The 17,479-nt window shown below is 48.7% G+C and carries 16 protein-coding genes; 11 read left to right on the plus strand and 5 right to left on the minus strand.

Going from position 1 to position 17,479, the window contains the following annotated elements:
• The first annotated feature begins 59 nt into the window (after window positions 1-59).
• The 3 genes from AC5I6P_RS11505 to AC5I6P_RS11515 all read left to right on the plus strand — a co-directional run bounded on the left by AC5I6P_RS11505 (window position 60) and on the right by AC5I6P_RS11515 (window position 3,659).
• Window positions 60-266, plus strand: coding sequence for a hypothetical protein (locus AC5I6P_RS11505; RefSeq protein ID WP_495693894.1), 207 nt, complete (start codon window positions 60-62; stop codon window positions 264-266).
• Window positions 266-2,428 carry a polyphosphate kinase 1 gene (gene ppk1 / locus AC5I6P_RS11510; protein WP_495693895.1) on the plus strand — a complete coding sequence of 721 codons (2,163 nt, stop codon included), beginning with the start codon at window positions 266-268 and terminating at the stop codon, window positions 2,426-2,428. The genes AC5I6P_RS11505 and ppk1 overlap by 1 nt, the downstream gene beginning before the upstream one ends.
• A gap of 181 nt (window positions 2,429-2,609) precedes the next feature.
• The gene (locus tag AC5I6P_RS11515; RefSeq protein WP_495693896.1) at window positions 2,610-3,659 is read left to right on the plus strand and encodes a Rieske 2Fe-2S domain-containing protein; all 1,050 of its coding nucleotides are present in this window, start codon (window positions 2,610-2,612) and stop codon (window positions 3,657-3,659) included.
• Between the two features lie 70 nt (window positions 3,660-3,729).
• Here the strand turns inward: AC5I6P_RS11515 and htpG are convergent, their stop codons facing one another.
• Window positions 3,730-5,742, minus strand: a complete 2,013-nt coding sequence (gene htpG / locus AC5I6P_RS11520) for a molecular chaperone HtpG (RefSeq protein ID WP_495693897.1) — start codon at window positions 5,740-5,742, stop codon at window positions 3,730-3,732.
• Window positions 5,743-6,065: 323 nt separating this feature from the next.
• Here htpG and AC5I6P_RS11525 point away from each other — a divergent pair, with 323 nt between their 5' ends.
• Window positions 6,066-6,752, plus strand: a complete 687-nt coding sequence (locus AC5I6P_RS11525; protein ID WP_495693898.1) for a manganese catalase family protein — start codon at window positions 6,066-6,068, stop codon at window positions 6,750-6,752.
• Window positions 6,753-6,955: 203 nt separating this feature from the next.
• Here AC5I6P_RS11525 and AC5I6P_RS11530 read toward each other — a convergent pair whose 3' ends face one another.
• Both AC5I6P_RS11530 and AC5I6P_RS11535 read right to left on the minus strand, forming a co-directional pair.
• Window positions 6,956-8,200, minus strand: coding sequence for a Zn-dependent hydrolase (locus AC5I6P_RS11530; protein WP_495693899.1), 1,245 nt, complete (start codon window positions 8,198-8,200; stop codon window positions 6,956-6,958).
• Window positions 8,201-8,392: 192 nt separating this feature from the next.
• Window positions 8,393-8,965, minus strand: a complete 573-nt coding sequence (locus AC5I6P_RS11535) for a Uma2 family endonuclease (RefSeq protein ID WP_495693900.1) — start codon at window positions 8,963-8,965, stop codon at window positions 8,393-8,395.
• A 104-nt stretch (window positions 8,966-9,069) separates the two neighbouring features.
• Between AC5I6P_RS11535 and AC5I6P_RS11540 the strand changes: the two genes are divergently transcribed.
• Entirely contained in the window at window positions 9,070-9,369 is a 300-nt protein-coding gene (locus AC5I6P_RS11540; protein WP_495693901.1) for a hypothetical protein, read from the plus strand.
• A gap of 90 nt (window positions 9,370-9,459) precedes the next feature.
• Here the strand turns inward: AC5I6P_RS11540 and AC5I6P_RS11545 are convergent, their stop codons facing one another.
• Window positions 9,460-10,758 carry a glycosyltransferase gene (locus AC5I6P_RS11545; protein WP_495693902.1) on the minus strand — a complete coding sequence of 433 codons (1,299 nt, stop codon included), beginning with the start codon at window positions 10,756-10,758 and terminating at the stop codon, window positions 9,460-9,462.
• Between the two features lie 456 nt (window positions 10,759-11,214).
• On the opposite strand from AC5I6P_RS11545, the gene AC5I6P_RS11550 reads away from it, so the two are divergent.
• Window positions 11,215-11,610 carry an allophanate hydrolase-related protein gene (locus AC5I6P_RS11550; protein WP_495693903.1) on the plus strand — a complete coding sequence of 132 codons (396 nt, stop codon included), beginning with the start codon at window positions 11,215-11,217 and terminating at the stop codon, window positions 11,608-11,610.
• 62 nt (window positions 11,611-11,672) lie between these two features.
• Here the strand turns inward: AC5I6P_RS11550 and AC5I6P_RS11555 are convergent, their stop codons facing one another.
• On the minus strand, window positions 11,673-12,230 hold the full coding sequence (locus AC5I6P_RS11555; protein WP_495693904.1) for a peptidoglycan-binding domain-containing protein: 558 nt from the start codon (window positions 12,228-12,230) through the stop codon (window positions 11,673-11,675).
• Between the two features lie 380 nt (window positions 12,231-12,610).
• Between AC5I6P_RS11555 and AC5I6P_RS11560 the strand changes: the two genes are divergently transcribed.
• From AC5I6P_RS11560 to AC5I6P_RS11580, 5 genes are all read left to right on the plus strand, one after another.
• A complete protein-coding gene (locus AC5I6P_RS11560; protein WP_495693905.1) occupies window positions 12,611-12,736 on the plus strand; it encodes a hypothetical protein in 126 nt (41 codons plus the stop codon).
• Between the two features lie 341 nt (window positions 12,737-13,077).
• Window positions 13,078-14,163: an aromatic ring-hydroxylating dioxygenase subunit alpha gene (locus AC5I6P_RS11565; protein WP_495693906.1), complete on the plus strand. Its 1,086-nt coding sequence runs from the start codon at window positions 13,078-13,080 to the stop codon at window positions 14,161-14,163.
• 207 nt (window positions 14,164-14,370) lie between these two features.
• Window positions 14,371-14,898: a hypothetical protein gene (locus tag AC5I6P_RS11570; protein ID WP_495693907.1), complete on the plus strand. Its 528-nt coding sequence runs from the start codon at window positions 14,371-14,373 to the stop codon at window positions 14,896-14,898.
• Between the two features lie 84 nt (window positions 14,899-14,982).
• The gene (locus AC5I6P_RS11575) at window positions 14,983-15,870 is read left to right on the plus strand and encodes a hypothetical protein (RefSeq protein WP_495693908.1); all 888 of its coding nucleotides are present in this window, start codon (window positions 14,983-14,985) and stop codon (window positions 15,868-15,870) included.
• A 279-nt stretch (window positions 15,871-16,149) separates the two neighbouring features.
• A complete protein-coding gene (locus tag AC5I6P_RS11580) occupies window positions 16,150-17,430 on the plus strand; it encodes an aminotransferase class I/II-fold pyridoxal phosphate-dependent enzyme (protein ID WP_495693909.1) in 1,281 nt (426 codons plus the stop codon).
• Window positions 17,431-17,479: the final 49 nt, after the last annotated feature.

Consider the following 17,479-nt stretch of genomic DNA (forward strand, 5'->3'; position numbering starts at 1 on the left):
CTCTCAAACTCGTGCATTAACGCGAAAATAAAGGTGACCTCCCCACATGCTCTCCACCCATGAACAGCTATGACTTTGCCCGCTATCTAGAGCAGACTGGCAGCATGACCAAACCGTGGTTACTAGCTCAACTTCGATTACTCAAGTTAAACGAACAGCGATCGGAGTTATCTACTGCTGAGTACGAAGCGCGGTTGGCTGACATTCACCAAGACTTAATGAATCTAGGGGAATGGTGGGTTGGCATTGAAGACGAGGTATTCTAATGCGTCGGCGAAAAAAAAACACAGTGGACATTAATCTCACCGATCCTCAGTATTATTTCAATCGAGAGTTAAGCTGGCTAGAATTCAATAGCCGCGTTCTGCACGAGGCGTTTGATCCACGTACCCCTCTGTTAGAACGGCTGAAATTTCTAGGGATTTTTAGCTCTAACTTAGACGAATATTTTATGGTGCGGGTAGCAGCGCTGAAAGAGCAGGTCGAAGCGAATGTAACGAAGTTGCCGCCAGACGGCCGCACCCCCCAAGAACAGCTTGATCTGATCGACGAGCGTTTGCATCCCCTTGTGCAGAAGCAGCATTATCACTTTAATCAAGCTTTGCGTCCTCACTTAGCCACGCAAGGCGTCTTTCTACTGGACTACATCGACCTCAGCCAAGAACAGCGCACATATTTACAGAGCTATTTTCAAGAGCAAGTTTTTCCGGTGCTAACGCCGCTAGCGATCGATCCGAGCCATCCGTTTCCCTATATTTCAAACCTCAGTTTAAACTTAGCGGTTGTTATTAAAGACAGTGTGACGGAGGAAGAACTCTTTGCCAGAGTTAAGGTTCCTGGAATGCTGCCGCGCTTTATCTCACTACCGATCGAGACTCAAGTCACACCCACCTCACTCTCTAAAAGTCGAGCGACCGTGTGGGCAGGCGTGCCACTAGAGCAAGTGATTGCTCACAATTTGGAGCCACTCTTTCCGGGCATGAATATCCAGGAATATCATCCGTTCCGCATAACTCGCAACGCGGATTTAGATGTCGAGGAAGATGAAGCCGAGGATCTAATGTTAGCGATCGAGCAGGAACTCCGAAAACGTCGTTTCGGAGGGTCTGTCGTGCGAATGGAAATTAATTCCTCGATGCCGGATCACGTCCGCGAGATGCTGATGCAAGAGATGGACCTCGCTCCTACTGATGTATATGACGTTGAGGGAATTCTCTGTCTCAAAGATCTCATGTCGCTTCTTGATTTACCGTTGCCTGAGCTAAAAGATTCACCTTGGACAGCGATCAAGCCTGCTGTGTTACGGCGAGCCAATGACATTGACATTGAGAAGGCGGCGTTTGAGAACGACGACAACTTCTTTGGAACCATTCGCAAACAAGATATTCTAGTTCATCACCCTTATCATTCATTTTCACGAAGTGTACAGCGTTTTATCGAGGAAGCCGCCTACGATCCGGAGGTATTAGCCATCAAGATGACGCTGTATCGCACATCGGGCGATTCTCCGATTTTGCAAGCCCTGATTGCGGCAGCAGCCAATGGAAAGCAAGTTGCTGCCTTAGTAGAACTGAAAGCCCGCTTTGACGAAGAGAACAATATTACTTGGGCAAAAAAACTTGAAAGTGCTGGAGTCCATGTTGTGTATGGTTTGGTAGGGCTCAAGACCCACACCAAGCTAACGCTAGTGGTTCGACGGGAAGAGGGGCGAATTCGGCGATATGTTCACGTCGGCACGGGCAATTACAACCCTAAAACGGCCAGGATTTATACCGATTTGGGATTGTTTAGCTGTCGAGAAGATCTAGGGGCGGATGCCACGGATCTGTTTAACTTCTTGACCGGATATTCGCGGCAGAAATCCTATCGGAAACTGTTGGTGGCTCCAGTGAATTTGCGCGATCGCATGATTGAGTTTATTCATCGTGAAACTGATCATCAGCGCCAGGGTCGAGAGGGGCGAATCGTTGCCAAAATGAACGCCCTGGTTGACTCTCAGATTATTGTGGCGCTGTACGAGGCGTCTCAAGCCGGCGTGCAAATCGATCTGATCATTCGCGGTATCTGCTGCTTGCGTCCGGGCGTTAAGGACGTGAGTGAGAATATTCGCGTCATGAGCATTGTTGGACGGTTTCTAGAGCATTCTCGTGTATTTTACTTCCACAATGATGCTGATCCCGCTGTGTTGATCGGCAGTGCCGACTGGATGCCGCGCAACCTCGATCGGCGGGTCGAAGCGGTTGTTCCAGTTGAAGATCCAATCCTCGCTCAGGATTTGCAAGAAATGCTGGGTATTTTGTTGGCAGACAATCGTCAAGCATGGGACTTGCAACCAGATGGACGATACGTTCAGCGTTCTCCCGCTACCGACCAGCCCGAACAGAGTGCTCAGAAAATTTTGATGGAGATGACGCGAGCGAACAATTAGACGAGTGCAGTCATCTTCTAGATTAGGCGAACGTGGGGTTAGTGATTTAAGCTAGAGCGTATCTAGCCTGCGATCTCACCCCAAATCGTTTTGTCAAAATCTTGCTCATGTCTAACGATCGCAGGCTAGATGCCCGCACTACTTACACCTTGTCAATCGCACCGCAAGAACCAACTGCTGCATGGCTGATTCCAACACCTTCCTCCGAGACATCTGGTATTATGCGTTGCCAGGGCACCAACTCAAACCCGGTAAAATCATCTCCAAGATTTTGCTGGGCGAACCCATTCTGTTTGGGCGCACGTTAGCGGGTCAGGCATTTGCGTTGCGCGATATCTGCCCGCATCGCGCTATTCCGCTCAGCTACGGACGATTTGACGGGCATGAAGTAGAGTGCGCTTATCATGGTTGGCGGTTTGATGCGGCCGGGCGCTGTACCTTAATTCCAGCTTTGACCGAGGATCAGCACCTCAATTTAGATAAGTTTGGAGTGCGTGCGTACAGCGTGCAAGAAGTGCAGGGCAATGTCTGGATCTACATGCCTTCTGCACATCGGGGTGATAGTGATGCCATTGCGCTAGACGTTCCTCGCATTCCCGGATTTGGGCATGAAACTTACCAATCCGTTGAAGTGATGAATTTTCCGTGTTTTGTGGATCACGCGATCGTGGGGCTAATGGATCCAGCGCATGTGCCGTTTGTGCATCGATCGTGGTGGTGGCGAGCCGATGCCAATTTAGCCGAAGAGGTCAAAACCTTTGACCCATCGCCCTACGGATTCACGATGCGAAAGCATCAGCTAGAGCGGGAGACGGTTCTGTACCGCTTGATTGGTCGCAAACCTGCGGTCGAAATTTCCTTCCAACTTCCCGGAGTGCGGATCGAGCAAATCACCAGCGATCGTCACACGGTCTGCAATTTAACGACGATCACGCCAATTACAGAAACCTCAACCGAAGTTACAACGCTTTTCTACACGACGCTACCGTGGTTTAAGGTTCTGCTGCCGGTTCTTCGTCCACTCGTGCGACGGTTTTTAGATCAAGATCGGCAGATGGTGATCAAACAGCAGGACGGGCTGAAGTATAACCCCAGTTTGATGCTGATTAAAGACGCTGATACTCAAGCTCGTTGGTACTACCAACTGAAAGCGGAGTTTACACGTGCGATCGCTGAAGGTCGCTCGTTTGACAATCCGGTACGAGAACAGGTGTTGCGCTGGCGCAGCTAAGCAGGTTGATATGCACCAACTCAAAAAGGGCGAGAAGCCCCGCCCCTTCTAATGCATCCAATCGTGACGCTTAACTTGCTGCTTTGTCCGTTAGCTTCGTTAAGACCTGATTCGATCGCTCAACAAACGACTTCATGCCATCCGCGTCAAATCCCTTTTGTGCCATCAATGCCAGATCGTAAACATGGTGACAAATTAGGTTTGCAAGTTCCGCCGAGGGAGACTGACCATCCGGTGTTGCGATCGCTCCATGACTTAGATTAATCAAGTTTTGAATCATCGGATGCGAGGTGTTGACCAACAGAATGTGTTCCTCTGGAAATTGCACGGCCTGCTGTTGCATCAAGGCCGTCATTTCTTGCATTCGGCGCAATTGTTCGGGCAGCAGCACCATAGCAGGCGGCGTTGCGGCAGCGTCTTCTCCCTTGAGTGCCTCCGTCCGAATCGTCAGTTTCGGCTTGTTGAGTGCTTTTTGAAACAGCGTTTTAATCTGCTCACTACGAGTTTGATTCGTAGTTGGGTCGACGATTTCCTCAGTTTTGTCTTTGTCAATCAGCGTGTCATCTAGCTCAGAATCTACGCGGGAGAATTTGACGTGAGAGTACTCGCGCTCTAAGAAACTGGCGAAATGGCTGTCGATAAAGGAGTCCAGAAATAGGACTTCTAAGCCTTGACTGGTGTGAAGTTGAACATACGTTGCTTGAGAGACTTCATCGTTGCAGTAGAACACGCGATTCTCGTGGCGTTCTTTGTTGCGTTCAAGATAGTCTTGTAAAGTGGTGTAAGATTTGCCATCGACAGTGTTGCTCTGACCTTCTGATGAGTCCTGCCAAACATCTCCTTCCTGCGTTTGAACTTCCACTTTAGGAGCGTTGTCAGCCAGATTTGCGGTTGTACGATAAATGATGATCTCTTCAACTTGTTTCTTGAATTTATCATCGTTGAGCGACCCAAATTTGACAAAGGTTCCTAGATCTTGCCAGCAACGAATGTATTCTTCCCGGTTATCCCGATAGAGTTCTTTTAAGCGATCGCCCACCTTTTTCGCAATGTAGTCGGCAATTCTGCGAACCGTGCGATCGTTCTGCAAGAAGCTCCGCGAGACGTTGAGTGGAATATCTAAACTATCAATCACGCCCCGCAACGGCAGTAAGAACTGCGGGATTACTTCCTCACAGTTATCGCTGACAAACACCTGGTTGCAGAACAGTTTGATCTGTCCTTTCGACACATCAACATCAGGCTTAAGTTTCGGAAAATAGAGAATGCCGTTTACCACAAATGGATAATCCGTGTTGAGATGCACCCACAGCAACGGTTCTTCTTGGAACGGATACAGATACCGATAAAACTCAAGGTAATCTTCTCGACTGAGATTGTTTGGCGACTCCTTCCACGGCGCAATCTGACGGTTAATTTGTTCCGGCTCTGACGCGGCTTCATCTTCTTTTTCAATGACTTGAAGCTTGATCGGAAACGGCATGAAATCGCAGTATGTTTTCACTAACTGCCGAATACGGTACGGCTCAAGATATTCTAATTCTTCGTCTTGTAGAGTTAGTTTAACTGTTGTACCTTGCGTTGTACGCGACGATTCCGTTAGCTGAAACTCCGTTGATCCATCACATGTCCAATTAACAGGTTGCGCGCCTTCTTTATACGATAACGTATCAATCTCGACGTGTTTTGCCACCATAAACGACGAGTAGAAGCCAAGCCCAAAGTGACCAATAATTTGCTGATCGCCACTGGCTTGGTATTTCTGAACAAACTCCTCAGCGCTAGAGAATGCAACTTGGTTAATGTATTGCTTCACCTCATCTGCGGTCATGCCGATGCCGGTGTCTGAGAAGGAGAGCGTTTGTTTCGGTTTGTCGATCGTAATCACAATCTCGGGCTCACCCATTTCGCCTGAGAAGTCTCCAGAACGCGCCACCATCTTCATTTTCTGGATGGCATCGACTGCATTTGAGACTAGCTCACGCAAAAAGATTTCGTGGTCTGAGTAGAGCCACTTTTTGATAATCGGAAAGATATTCTCAGTATGAATCGAGATGTTGCCTTGTTCCAGAATGGTCGTCATCGGCTTATCCACAGTTCTCAAATAACCTCAGCACTATTTTGCACGAAGGTTAGGGCTTGCGTTCCCATTGTAATCAGTAGGGTTCACCGATAGAGCGGTTCGGATATCCTCACCTACAGGATTCAGCGTGAGTTTTATTGACCCTGTTTTGCTGACCCTGTAACTTTTGGCGCTCTAATTCCAAAGATAGAGGCCGGTAGCTTAGTTGATCCCTCTTAAGTTGATGTAATTCAGAGGTCTTCGCTCTAGGTTTGTAGGGCATCGAATGCTACAGCAAAATGTTACGACAAGAAGATCTAAAAATTTAGTTAAGGAAGGTTTCAATGTTCTTTCACAAAAAAGAAACTATTCATGCCGTCAATGTTGGTGAGCCAGATCCGCGTTTTGCTCAGCTACTTCTAGAGCAGTTTGGTGGAGCAACAGGAGAGCTATCTGCTGCTCTACAATATTGGGTGCAGTCTTTCCATGTTGAGAATGCGGGCATTCGAGATATGCTCCAAGACATTGCGATCGAGGAATTTGGACATTTAGAAATGGTCGGCAAACTGATTGAATCTCACACCAAAAATGTGGATCAAACCGAGGCTTACAAAAGCAGCTTGTTTGCTGTTCGGGGCATGGGTCCTCACTTTCTCGATAGTCAAGGCACTGCCTGGACAGCAACCTATCTGAACGAGGGAGGCGATGTTGTGCGCGACCTGAGAGCAAATATCGCAGCAGAAGCAGGAGCGCGCCAAACCTATGAATCGCTCATTAAGTTGGCAACCGATGAAGGCACGAAAAAAACGCTTGTTCATCTTCTGACGCGCGAGATTTCCCACACTCAAATGTTCATGAAAGCCTTGGACTCAATGGGCAAACTGACTGATCCGATGTTTGGCAATATTCAGCCTGATGACACCGTAGACCTTTACTACAATTTGTCTTCTAATGGTGAGAAAGATGAGCGTGGGGCTTGGAATTCAGAGCCAACATTCCGTTACATTGCTGATCCGGTCAATCAGAAGTAAGCCTAGCACTTGATACAACGCACCTGATACAACCCATAAGACTTTTTGCATAAATAGCAGAATGCAAGGCTAAAGCTATCAGGAATTCATTCAAAAAATAGATTTTCGCACAAGGGATCGATAGTCTCTGTATTCTCTTAGCCAAGAGTACAGGGACTTTATTTTTAGAAGATTTCTAAAAGCAATTGTGATTAGAGCTGTAATTAGAGCCTATAGATTGCGTCTAGCTCTAATAGGGTGTGAAGCAGCACATTTGCACCTTGGGCACATTGTTCGGGTGAGGTATATTCAGCTTCAGAGTGGCTCAGCCCCGATTGACTCGGCACAAAGATCATGCCCATGTCGGTAATGCGTCCAACCTCTAGAGAATCGTGCCCGGCGCGGCTTGGAAGCGAGCAATGGGTTAGTCCTAGCTGGTGACTAACAGATGCGATCGCGCTCTGTACCAATTCAGCCGCCGGGGTCGGCTCAACACACAGCAGCGGCATCATCTCAATTTCAGTGTTTGTCTCCGCTGCGATCGTCGCAACTTCAGTTTCTAATTGCTCAATCATGCGATCGAGCACCTCTTTCGACAAATCGCGCATATCGACGTTGAGTTCTACCGTTCCGGGAACGATATTAACGGCATTGGGCGAAACGGTAAGATAGCCCACCGTTGCGACTGGCTGACTGGGCAGCGCCAAAGCGATCGTTTGCACTGCCAGCACAAGTTTGGATGCGGCAATCAAGGCATCTTGACGCATATCCATTGGGGTTGTACCCGCGTGGTTTGCCTGTCCCGTGATCCTAAGCTTGTGACGCTCCATGCCAACTACACCTTGAACAACCCCGATTTGATGTCCCGTGCGTTCTAAAATAATCCCCTGTTCGACGTGGAGTTCGACAAAGGCACAGAGCGTGGTGCGATCGCGCCGTGCCGTTGCTAACAGATCCCAATCTCCACCGAGGCTCTCTAAGGCGGCTTGAATCGTCTGTCCCGTCGACAGATGGTAGCGTTCTATGTCGTCGTAGAGAACTGTTCCAGCGATCGCTTGAGAGCCAATCATTGTGCTTTCTTCATCGGTAAACACAATCACTTCGAGCGGATGATTCAAGCGCACATTATTTTTGTGCAGTGTCCGAACGACTTCAAGCCCTGCTAAAACGCCTAACGTTCCATCGTACTTGCCACCAGATGGGACGGTATCAATGTGAGAACCCGTTGCTATCGATGGTGCAGGATGTTTTCCGGCATACGTTCCAATTAAGTTTCCCGCCGCATCAATTCGCACATGCATATCGAGTTCAGCCATCCATCTCTGAATTAAAGCCCGAGCGTGCAGGGTTTCTGGCGTAAACGCAAGGCGACAAATACTTCCTGACGGCTGCTGACCAATTTTTGCGAGCCGCTCAATATTCGCAGTGAGGCGATCGCGATCAATTTCTAGTTTTGGGAGCGTGAGCATGAGGCTGTCCTATGCAAGTGAATGCAATGCTACTAAACATTTAGTGGCATTTACTGCACACTGGATACAAAGAAGGCGACCTCTCGCCACTCTTGCCTGTAACGTGAAGCAGACTGACCTTTAAATTTGAAGTTTTTCACTTTGAGTTTTTCACTTTGAATCGCAATGAAGATAAACGATCTAACTCACCGCTCAATCTGAAAAGAACTGTACGTCCTCATAAAGTAAGTTGATCGCGCCTTCCCAGGCAATGCTCTCTAGCGTCAGGATGTCATCCGTCGAATAAGGTGTGTAGAGCCACATCCGACCTTCACCGCGACGATAACATTCGACGCTGACTTTTTCGGAGTCTACAAGCACATATTCCTGCAACGTCGGCATACTGCGATAAGACTTGAACTTATCGCCTCGATCGTAGCCTTCTGTGCCAGGGGAAAGAACTTCGACAATAAGCTTAGGGTACTGGATCGATTTGCAGGCGTTGAGGTCACGAGGATCACAACTTACAACCAGATCTGGATAGTAATAAAGACCGGATGCATTGACTTGAACTTTGACATCTGCCATGTTGATCCGACAACCTTTAGCCCGAACCTGCGATCGCACGAGTGTCAAGAGATTAATTGCAATGTCATTGTGAGGGATGGTTCCACCTGTCATGGCAATGACTTCGCCGTACACATATTCATAACGTGTTTCTTGGCGAGGTTCCCAGTCCAGGTACTCCTCGATCGACATCTTCTGAGGTTGAGGTGTGGCAATCATTGTGAAGTCCTCTACTTGCTCTCATTATCGCGCTTAGAAGAGTTGATGGAGCGATACCCTGTGAAGCGCAGCTACCGACCTCTGAACTCGGAACTCCGACCTTTTTGCTTGGGACTCCGGCCTCTGAACTCGGAGCTTCGGCCTCTGAACTCGGAGCTTCACCCTCTGAACTCGGAACTTCGGCCTCTGAACTCGGAACTCCGCCCTCTGAACCTGGAACTCCGGCCTTTTTGCTCGACACTTCGCCCTCTGAACTCGGAACTTCAACCTTTTTGCTCGGAACTCCAACTTCTGAACCTGGACGAACCCTACGGGAAGCAGAGCTACCGTGCTTTCTGCTTGAAGCTCCGAGCTTTGAACTTGAAGCTCCGAGCTTTGAGGTGAAGTTGTTGAAAATGAGTTAAGAAAAGCGGCGTTGGCGAAAGCAAGCGTCATAGTTTGAACAGCATTATTTGTGTCCAAAGCACGCTCTGGGCTTGTTGACTAAAGCTGGTTTACCTCAATACAGGTTGCTTGGTGGTAGCTAATTGTTCGAGTAATGTTGCCGCGATCGCAGGTGCATTGTACTGTTGCATTTCGGTTTGAAACTGCTCGCTGCGAGTGCGATAGCTAGAATTGGCGAGTAACGTTTTGACCGCATTTTTAATCTGTTTGGGCGAGGGTGTGCGCGTTCTCAAATTAATTCCCACCTTTGCCCACTCCACCCGCGCAGCAACCTCCGGTTTCTCCTCCGTTTGCCCTGCAACCACCAAGGGAACTCCATTTGCCAGAGCCATTTGCACCCCGTTGTACCCTCCATTCGTGACCATCACATCTACATGGGGCAGCAAATGAGCGTGGGGAATGAATGGCTCAATTCTGGCGTTCGCTGGAATGTGAGTCAGTTTGAGGGTGTCAACGGGCGCTCCGCCTGTCGTTGCCACGACTAAAACATTTTCGTGTTCCAGTGCCTGCAACGTTGGCACTAGCAACTCTGCTGCATTTGTGGTCACCGTGCCCTGTGTGACATGAATGATGGGTGTGTCGCCTGCAAGTTCACCCCACCAGACAGGAGGCGTAAACTCAGCCGGAAGCGGAGACAGCAGCGCTCCAGTAAAGTGAACTTGAGAAGGTAAGTCGCGGCGCGGATACTCAAAGCCTGGAACACTGGGGGACAGATACAAGAAGGGGGAAATTTTTTCAAAGTAATGGACAGGGCAGGCGGGCAGGTTGAGTTGCGATCGCAAGTCGTTGGTGTAGGCTCTTAAATGCCGCAGCACCTTTTGTCCAAAGAACCACTTTAGCCCCTGATTCCGCAATCGTCTGAATGGATTATTGCTGGGCGGAAGACCCAGCCCAAAGGGAGCCGTGTTTCGGCTGTTCAGGGCTAAAGCAGATGAACCAAACTCTGCCCAGGGTAGCCCTTTTTGTTCTGCTATCCAGGAGATTCCCAGAAACATAGAATCGGCAATCAGGACGTCGGCTGGAAACTGATCCAGAATCTCTGAAAGATCTTTGGTTTGCCCTAATGCAGGATCGATAAAAAAATTCTTCAGATCAAATTTTAGCCGTTGCACTCCCTCAGCCGCTTCACGCTGATCCATCAAGGACGAAGGAACGTTCTTTACATCCGAGTAGTCGAGCCAACTGAGAATCGGGGCAAACCGCGCTCCAATCTTCTCAACAGTTGATTGAAACGCTTGCCCGGTGTACCAACACACCTCATGTCCGCGCTTGACTAGCTCACGAACGATCGGTACGGCAGGGCTAACATGTCCAATAACCGGGATAGTGCCAATCAGAAAACGAGCCATTAGGTTCTCCACTTTCTAAAGTTTGCGGTTTATCGTTTCGCTTCGCCGCTGGTGACGGCAGCCTCTAGCGAAATGCCGTTCGGCTCGAAGCAATAGAAGCTGAGACAGAAAAGGAATGATCAGATTCAAGGTCAAATTTAGAGCAATACCCAAAGCGGTTTGTGTCATGCAAGGATGAACCGCCAGTTACAAATCTTGTCTACCCCAGTAATTGACGTTTGCTTTGCGCCAATTATGCCGTTAGAAGCGAGACAACTGATTAGGGTTCTGTCCAAGCGCATTAATTATTAACTCGGCAAAAATCATTGGGATTGCTGCTACCCTTATCCCTTACTCCTTCTCCCACGAGAGAAGGGAGCCAAACTTTTATTTCCTCTCCTGTAGAAGAGGGTTAGAGTGAGGGCGGTTTGGATACTAAATTAAATATTGACAAATCAATAATTGATGGAGAACCGTATGACTCAGACAAGAGCAGCTAAACGCATTTTCATCTGTGGATCAGCGTTGCGCGGTCAACCAGACCACGGCAACTTAGGCAACGCTACGTTTATTGAAGCGACTCAAACAAAACCTTTGTATCGCCTCCATGCTGCTGAGAACGGTTGGCATCCAGCAATTTACCAAGTCGATGAAGGCGGTATCTCGATTCCGGGAGAAGTGTATGAACTCACTCACGAGCAGTTTGAGCATCTTGCTGCAAATGAGCCGCCTCATATGTATCCTGCTGATGTTGTTCTAGAAAATGGAGACGTTGCAACTGCGTTTCTTTACCCGCGTGAACTCGTGGAGAAATATAACTGGCTTGATGTGTCTGACTTTGGTGGGTGGATTGCTTATAAGTCTAGTGATTAACGCAGAGCGCAACTCCGAAGGCAACACGTCATTACACCCTAGACTTAGACAAGCGGCATCTTCTACCACCACTTGCCTGAGTCAATCCGCTTTTTTAGATTTGGGAAAGGCGTCGCAGACTTTGATCTGCCAGACTTTGAGCTATTAGAGGTTGGGCACTCCTGTAACTGATTCCAGGTGGCAACATTGACAATACCATCATTCTTTAACTGGCACTTTTGCTGAAAGCTCATGACAGCACGTTCGGTAGTGGCATCAAAGCAGCCGTCTTTTTGAACAGAATAACCGTGATTGTGCAGAAGTTCTTGAAGCCCACGTACATCTGCTCCGGTGTGTCCGAGTTTCAGCATTCGCGCTCCCGGTCGGATGTTTGCTTCTAAAGCTGTCCACGTTATTGTGCCAACAACTCCATCGACTTTTAACTCGTGTTGTTGCTGAAATGTTCTAATGGCAGTTTCTGTCAGACTTCCAAAATCTCCGTCAACCCGTAAAGAGTATCCACAAGCGTTTAGCAACACTTGCAGTTCCGATACTCTTGTGCCAGTTTCCCAAGGGTGAATAGAGTCTCCTGAGAACGTACAGTGGACTTTCACATCTGAGGTTTTGGAATTAAATGTCATAGCACATTTCGACACTAGGGCGACTAAACTTGTATTTCACCTTAAAGGGCTTAACTCAATCTGTCCATCGTTAACAATTACATCTCTAATGGCTAAGCTTTCATGGCAGCAGTGAAGGCTTCAACTATTCACAGCTTCGCGAGGTCTGCTTAATCCTCTTCTATCAATAGTCCGAACAGCGTTAAGCGGCTATGACGCCGTAGGAGCGCAGGTTTTCATAGTTAGCATGGGATTTAATCAAAGTTGGGTTCAACTCTAACCGGCAAATAAATTGCTCGAGCAGATGGTCATCGCAGCGACGAGAGCAGACAAAAAGGAGTGAAACTAAACGATTCACTCCACTGATATTGAAATTGTTGCCGTCATTCTATCAAACCTGTTTGCGATCTCAACTGTCCGAGACTGAATTTGTGATGCTGGAAATCTTGGTCGAACTGGTGCAGAAAGAGCGGCGAGTCACAATTGAACGCTTAGCAACACTGGTTTCCTCAACCGATTCTATTTGAGAGTCGCAAACGGAATCTACAACGGTTCCTAAGCCTGCGACAACTGGCCCCCGAAGCGGTGTGGTTTCCAATCGCCAAGCAATGGATCAAGCGCCATGTTCCACGCGAGCAAACGCTACAAATCGAATAACGGAAGCCTGAATCGAGAAATGCCTACGCCAAATCGAGAAACGCGTATCTGAAATTAAATAACGCCTACCTCGAATCAAACAACGCCTACCTTCAATCAAATACCGGAAACCTGAATCAAATAGCGCCAGCTTGAATCAAAAAATGCTTCTCGTTCTCTCCCTATCCCGAGCGCTCTTTGCTATGATTCAGACCAAGCCAAGGAGAAGAACATGGAACTAGCGACGACGCTAATCGGTCAGACTGTCCGCAATGCCGTGCGAGAAGTGGGAATTAACCCAAACTACTGGTATGCCGTAGCTTGGGCAAAAGACCTCAAGCCCCAAGAGATTTTGCCGATCACGATCTGGGAGCAACCGATCGCGCTCTTTCGAGATAGCAAAAACCAAGTGCAAGCCGTTGAGAATGTTTGCCCCCACAAAGGCGTCGCGATGGATAAAGGCAAAGTGCAGGGAGACGCGATCGCATGTGGCTACCACGGCTGGGAGTTCAACGGCAACGGCGAGTGCATCAGCATCCCCTACTGGAATTCAGACCAAAAGCTACCTTGCGCTCGGATGAGAAGCTATCCGGTGCAAGAGAAATACGGCATTCTGTGGATTTTTCCAGGCGATCCAGCCTTAGCAGAACGTGAATCCATTCCTGAAATGCCTGAATACGATAATCCCGATTGGCTCATGGTTCCGATCACGGCTAGGTTCGAGGCGCATTTCTCCATCTGCAACGAAAACACAATGGACGTGTTTCACGGCTATTTGCATCAAAACCTCCAAGGCTGGTTTGATCCGGTCTTGCTAAAGCTTCAAGAAACCGAGAATTCTGTCACGGCTGCCTACAACGTCTCTTATAAAGGAGCGATCACCAAGTTTTTGGGCTTGAGCGAAGATGGCGGCCTGACTACTAAAACCATTTCTATTAGTTATCGTTATCCCAACTACGCCAGCGCCCTCGAAGGTGTCTCATCGCTATATTTAATGCGCCTACCCATTGGTAAAACAAAAAGCCGCTCCTTTGCATTGTTTTTTCTAAAAGTTCGCGTTCCAAAATGGTTGCTCAATTCATTACGCCCTCTGTTACAGCCTGCAATTCTCCATCTATTATTTATGAGGTTCTTAAATCAAGATATTGAGATGATTGAGAGCGAACAGAAACACTATCTCAAAAACCCTGAACGACGGTACGTAGAAGTGAATCCTGCGATCATAGCGGTACAGCGCTTGATTGTGCGTCAGTATGAACAATACCTTCGACAGCAAAGCGAGAGCGTAAAGCCGCTTCAGGAAGCAACTCGACAGTAGACTGGACTAGAGAGTACGAATTCTTTTTTACAAACTGTATTTCTTCTAAGACGCAGTTTATTTGGAGTTGCGCGAAGCACGAAGCGCATTACAGTACAGAAGATATTCTTGTGAAAATCATTCCTTAGCCAGTGGCTGTGGTAAGAAAATTTGATGTACACCAGATAGTCGTCTATATTCAATCAACCGTTCTCCCAAGTAAACGCTATGAGAAACTCAGTACCGATGTTTAAACACTGGCAGCGCAGTCTCCTTGGGCTTTTATTGACCGTTGTTCTCCTGATTACAGGCTGTCAGCAGGCACAAGCTCCCGATCGCTTTGCTCAGGCTCAACAGGACAGCAGCAAGCCCGGCGTCACTGCCGTTGCTAAAGATGCCACTCAAGGCAGTCAATTCAACAAGTACTTCCCGAAACCAGGAGCAGGCTACGAGCGAGTTTACACCCAAGAGAAAAAAGGCTTTAGTGAAGCGGCTCTTAAAAAAGATGGCAAAGAGGTAGCAAAACTGTCGATCTCTGACACCAGCAGCCTGCCTGCTGCCGCCGCTAAGTATGAAAACAGCACCCAAACGATCGCAGGCTACCCAGCCATCACAATGGGCAAAACCCAAACGAGTGTGCTGGTTGGCAAATATCAAGTAAAAGTCCTCGCGCGCGATCCTAACTTCAGTCAAGCCGAGCGTGAGCAATGGATTTCTAAATTTGACCTCAAAGGATTATCCAAACTGAAAACCTAAACCGGATTTCAAGCAGTCTGATTGATACGTCAACGGATCAACTTTCCTCACGATCTGTCGTGAAACCATGCACAGGAGCTTTTCATGAGCAAAACTATTTACGAATTGGTGGACGAACTTCCCACAGACGGGATGACGGTCAAAGCCCTCAACGCCCTCGATTTCGTCGTGCCAGGACAATGGCAAAACTTGACGGGCTTTACAAACACAATTAGTGCCGTCACAGGTGAAACCGACGACGCGATGATTCAAGCGATCGGGGAGCGTGCCGTTTACCTCTACAACGACAGTTCTCAAGGCTATCAGCGAGCGATGTGGCTCTACAACACCGTTGACTCGGCGGCAGGAGCGCTCGGTGCGGCGGCATTGGCAAACAAAATTGGGCAAGACATCTCATTTCTAGGCTTTTTGGGCAATCTCACTCCCAAGCCAGAAAAAGCGCAAAGTCTCGACCTCGCCGTTAAACTCGTGGTCGAACTTGTCGCCTTCTGCCAAATTAACGGCATTCCTGGAGACAGCATCGGTGACTTTCTAGCCGCACTGGGCGACTACGGTGGCGAATCGCTGATGCGAATGGCAGCCCTCGTCTGCTATGACGGGCTGATTCCACTCGGCGGCGGCTTTATCGAAAAAGGCATGGCGAGCATCACTCAGACCTCACCGGATGAACTCCAAAAAAATCAGACCTTTAAAGGCGTCAGCGATCTGATTCCGGGCGGCAATCCTGCCGGACAGTTGGGCTTTATTACCCAAAGCTTCGACTCCGTAAAAGGCTGGATGGGCGACTTTGTTAGCTCTCGTAACCTCACTCAGCAGAGCGTTCTCAGTCATCTCAGCCAAGTCATTCAGGTTTCTGCCGACAAACTGGACTATGTAGGTGCATTCCTCGACGTTTCCGTGAAATACTATACCCATACGGGAACGCAAACTCTAGCGCGGCGTCTCATAGAACGAGCCGTTGCCGAACTTTAAACGAATGACCGATTAAAGTTTACGATCAGCGATAGGCAAGACTGAATTTGGTCAGCCTGTCGCTTTTGCACTTTAAAATTGCCTATTCGCTATCCCCCATCTGCCATCCCCCTGATAAGCTGTTATTCATCCCAAACCATTTATCCCTATCCACTATGAATCAGCGTCTTTATGCAACATGGCGAAATTTTGTATTAGCCAAATATACTGGTGACTCAGATGCGTAAAGCGCAGCTTCCTACGGAATTGCGATCGTCAAACAGGTGAGAGGAACAAACTGTGCAAGTTGTTAAGGAGTACGTGCGGCGTTGGTATGATAGCGGGCTAGAGCCTGATGAATATATTTGCCATGCCCGTCAAGGAAATATTGTCGAGATCGAAGACGCAGAAACGGGAAAACGGCACACCGTTCTCACCTTTTGCACCAATGATGTGTTGGGGCTAACGCAAAACGAATCGGTCAAGCAAGCGGCGATCGACGCTATCTTGCAATACGGCACTTCAACCAGTTCAACCTCGGTGTTAAGCGGTCGAGTTGACCTACACCGTCAATTGGAAGAAGAAGTATCGCGGTTCAAGCATTTGCCCCACACTCAGCTTTTTCTCAATGCGTGGATGGCAATGCAAGCACTCATGGATGCGTTTTGCCATCTTGCGATTCCAGTTCCGGGGTTTGAACATACCCGCGAAACGCTGATCATGACCGATGTGCTCAATCACGGCTGTATTGTGTCGGCCCTGGCAAATGCCGGAACGCGATCGGGCAAGCTGTTTGGTTACAGCCCTCGAGTCCGGGTGAAAGCCTACCGTCACTGTGATGTCGAAGATTTGGCGCGAAAGCTAAAGCGCTACGTCAAAGAGGGTGACCGAATTATGGTCGTCTCTGATGCGGTCTTCTCAATGGACGGCGATCTTGCGCCCCTACCGGAGATGATCGATGTGATGTCGCACTATCCCGACAGCGTTCTGCTGATGGATGAAGCTCACGCCAGCGGCGCGATCGGGGCATCAGGGCGGGGCATCTATGAGCATTACGGGTTGACGCCTCAAGATGCGATCGACAAAGGCGTAGTGCCCCTCATTATGACGACTTTTTCTAAATTTGGCGCGTCTGTGGGGGCCGCCATCAGTTCTCCAGTGGCAGAATTGAAGCCGCTATTAAACTGCTCTCCCACGTCGATTGGAACATGTTCTCTGGCTCCTCCTCTGGCGGCGGCTGCCCTGCAAAGTATTCGGATGGTGCAAGAGCATCCTGAACTCGTGACCCGCTTGCAGGAGAACACAAAGTACCTGCGATCGCGTCTCGTGGCTCAAGGGTTTGAGGCCATTGGCGAAACTAACGTCGTTCCCGTGATTTTGCCAACCGAACTTAATCCGAAAGAATTTGCCCAGGAACTACTGACAGCGTATGGACTCTGGGTCTCTCCCATCTGGTTCATTGCAAAACCTAGAATCCGAATGACCGTCAACGCGCTGCACACGCGCGAGGAGATGGATAAATTAGTTAACGCTATGGTGAGCGCGCGGGATTCAATATACAAGGCAACGATTAGCGCTTAGCCTAAAAAGGGTGATTGCCCTTCAAAAAGGCGATCACCCTCTCTCTAAA

The organism is Myxacorys sp., from assembly GCF_059501405.1.